This window comes from uncultured Caballeronia sp. (assembly GCF_964243625.1).
Classification (GTDB): domain Bacteria; phylum Pseudomonadota; class Gammaproteobacteria; order Burkholderiales; family Burkholderiaceae; genus Caballeronia.
In genome coordinates this window covers 1-3,095 of sequence record NZ_CAXTGZ010000687.1, presented here as the reverse complement: position 1 = coordinate 3,095, position 3,095 = coordinate 1, and the positions used below count along the sequence as shown (strand labels likewise).

The 3,095-nt window shown below is 59.5% G+C and carries 3 protein-coding genes; all 3 read left to right on the top strand.

Features of this window, described 5'->3' with window-relative positions:
* A partial coding sequence (locus ACFFAR_RS29315; RefSeq protein ID WP_375509022.1) for an aminotransferase class I/II-fold pyridoxal phosphate-dependent enzyme occupies window positions 1–595 on the top strand: 595 nt, incomplete at its 5' end.
* Window positions 596–659: 64 nt separating this feature from the next.
* Window positions 660–1,424 carry an ABC transporter substrate-binding protein gene (locus ACFFAR_RS29310; RefSeq protein WP_375509023.1) on the top strand — a complete coding sequence of 255 codons (765 nt, stop codon included), beginning with the start codon at window positions 660–662 and terminating at the stop codon, window positions 1,422–1,424.
* Window positions 1,425–1,589: 165 nt separating this feature from the next.
* Window positions 1,590–3,095 (top strand): DHA2 family efflux MFS transporter permease subunit (locus tag ACFFAR_RS29305; RefSeq protein WP_375509021.1); only part of this gene is annotated, 1,506 nt, incomplete at its 3' end.

The following is a 3,095-nucleotide window of genomic DNA, read 5'->3' as shown; positions in this document are numbered from 1 at the left end:
CACCGCGCTTACGCGTGACTCGAAGATCATCGTGTTGTCGGACGAAGTGTATGAGCACGTGGTCTTCGACGGCGCCCTGCATCACAGCATGGCGCGTTATCCGGCACTGGCCGAGCGCAGCGTGATCGTGTCGTCGTTCGGCAAGTCGTACCACGTGACCGGGTGGCGCGTTGGCTTCACGCTCGCCCCGGCGGAACTGACCAACGAGATCCGCAAGGTCCATCAGTTCGTGACCTTCTCTGCCGATACCCCCATGCAGATCGCGTTCGCCGAAGCACTCGGCAACGAATCGAGCTATCTGGGCCTCGGCGCGTTCTACCAAAAGAAACGCGACTTGCTGGCCGAGTCGCTTGCCGGTTCGCGCTTCGAACTGCTGCCGAGCGCGGGCAGCTTTTTCCTGCTGGCCCGCTTCGGTGCGTTCTCCGATGAAACCGACAGCGACTTCGTGCTGCGCCTGATCCGTGAAACGCGTGTCGCTACAATCCCGCTATCCGCGTTCTACACCGACGGCACCGACAACCGCATCATCCGCCTGAGCTTCGCGAAGGACGACGACACGTTGCGCGAAGGCGCGCGCCGTTTGTGCGCGGTTTGAATTCATCGATACTCAAAGGGAGATACACCATATGAAGAAGCGCCTTCACGCATTGGCCGGCGCCATGCTGGTTGCGGCATCGTTGTGCACGACGGCAACCACTTTCGCCGCCGATTCCGACACGCTGCGCTACGGCATCGAGGCGCAATATCCGCCGTTCGAATCGAAGTCGGCATCGGGTGAATTGCAGGGACTCGATATCGATATCGGCAACGCTGTGTGTGCCGCGGCCAAGATGAAATGCGCGTGGGTCGAGACCTCGTTCGACGGCCTGATTCCCGCGCTGCAAGGCCGCAAGTTCGACGCCATCAACTCCGCGATGAACGCCACCGATCAACGCCGCCAGGCCATCGACTTCACGAGTATCGTGTATCACGTGCCGACGCAACTGATCGCCAAGACGGGTAGCGGCCTCACGCCCACGCCTGAGTCGCTGAAGGGCAAGAACATCGGCGTGCTGGCGGGGTCGGTTCAGGAGACGTTTGCGAAGGCGCATTGGGCGAATGCGGGCGTGAACGTGGTGGCGTACCAGGACCAGAACCAGGCTTATACGGACCTGAAGGCCGGGCGTCTGGACGGCACGCTCGTGATGTCGGCTGCGGGTCAATCGGGCTTTTTATCGAAACCGGATGGCGCGGGTTACGCATTCGCGGGCGGTCCCGTGCACGATGAAAAAATCCTGGGCAGCGGCATTGCGTTCGGCATCCGCAAGGGCGACAAGGCGCTGAAGCAACGCCTGGACACAGCCATCGCGAAGTTGCAAGCTGACGGAACCATCGCCAGGGCAGCAAAGAAACATCTCGGCGATATCGACGTGTCGGTTAAATGAAAGCGTTTCGGATCTAAATGAAAGTATTGTGGTCAGCGCGGTTTATTGATCGCTGGCACACTAGCGGCAATTCGTTGCTATGACATTCATTGTCGTAGCATCCATTGAGCTTTAGCACCGCCGGCCGCGTGGGTTCTCCGTGTGGCCGCTTCATCTGGATCTGCCATGAGCACTGCGCCTGCTGCCGCACCCGCTGCGCCTGCCCCGCCTGAACCTCTCAAAGGCGGGCAACTTGTCCTTGCGACCGTCGCCGTGGCCCTTGCCACGTTCATGAACGTGCTCGATTCATCGATTGCGAACGTCGCCATTCCGACCATATCCGGCAATCTCGGCGTGTCCGTGGATGAAGGCACGTGGGTCGTCACCGTGTTTGCCGCGGCCAATGCGGTATCGATTCCGCTGACCGGCTGGCTGACCCAGCGCATCGGGCAGATCAAGTTGTTTGTCGGCGCGATTATTTTATTCGTGATCTCTTCGTGGCTTTGCGGACTTGCGCCGACACTGCCGATCCTGCTCGCCGCCCGCGTGTTGCAAGGCGCCGTTGCCGGGCCGCTGATTCCGCTTTCGCAAGCCATCTTGCTGGGCTCCTATCCAAAGGAGAAAGCGTCCATGGCGCTTTCCCTCTGGGCGATGACCGCGGTGGTCGGCCCTATTGCGGGTCCGGCGTTAGGCGGCTGGATCACCGACAGTTACTCGTGGTCGTGGATCTTTTATATCAACATCCCGGTAGGATTATTCGCCGCAAGCGTGACGTGGTTCATCTACCGCAAACGTGAATCGGCGACGCGCAAAGCGCCTATCGATACGGTCGGATTGATGCTGTTGATCGCATGGGTGGCATGCCTGCAGATCATGCTCGACAAAGGCCGCGACCTCGACTGGTTTTCATCGCCGCTGGTCGTCTGGCTCGGGATCATCGCGATAATCGCGTTCGCGTTCTTCGTGGTCTGGGAATTGACCGAAAAGAATCCCGTGGTGGATCTGCGTTTGTTCGCGGGACGCAATTTCTTTGGCGGCACGGTTGCCATTTCCGTGGCGTATGGCGTGTTCTTCGGTAACCTCGTTTTGCTGCCGCAATGGATGCAGCAGTACCTGAATTACCGTTCCGTGGACGCCGGGCTCGTCACCGCACCTTTGGGCATTTTCGCGGTGATTCTCGCCCCGGTCATGGGCAAGGTATTGCCGCGCACCGACGCACGCGTGGTCGCGACCATGGCGTTTGTCGGCTTCGCGATCGTGTTTTATATGCGCTCGAAGTACGTGATCGAAATCGATACATGGCACCTGGTTTTGCCCACGCTGTTGCAGGGCATTCCAATGGCGCTGTTCTTCGTGCCGCTGACGTCGATCATCTTGTCGGGATTGCCGCCTTCCAAGATTCCGGCGGCGGCGGGTTTATCGAATTTCGCCCGGGTTTTTTGCGGCGCCGTAGGCACGTCGTTGTGCGGTAACGCGTGGACCGACCGGATTGCCCTTCATCACGAACGGCTGACCGAGCAGGCGAATGCCAATAATCCGGCCTTCATGGCGTCGCTTCAGGCTTCGCAGAACACATTGCATGTCAACGAAGCCCAAGCGCGTGGATTGTTCGACTTCACCGTGAACACACAGGCCGCAATGATGGGACTCAACGACATCTTCTTTGCGTCCGCGGTGATCTTCATCCTGATC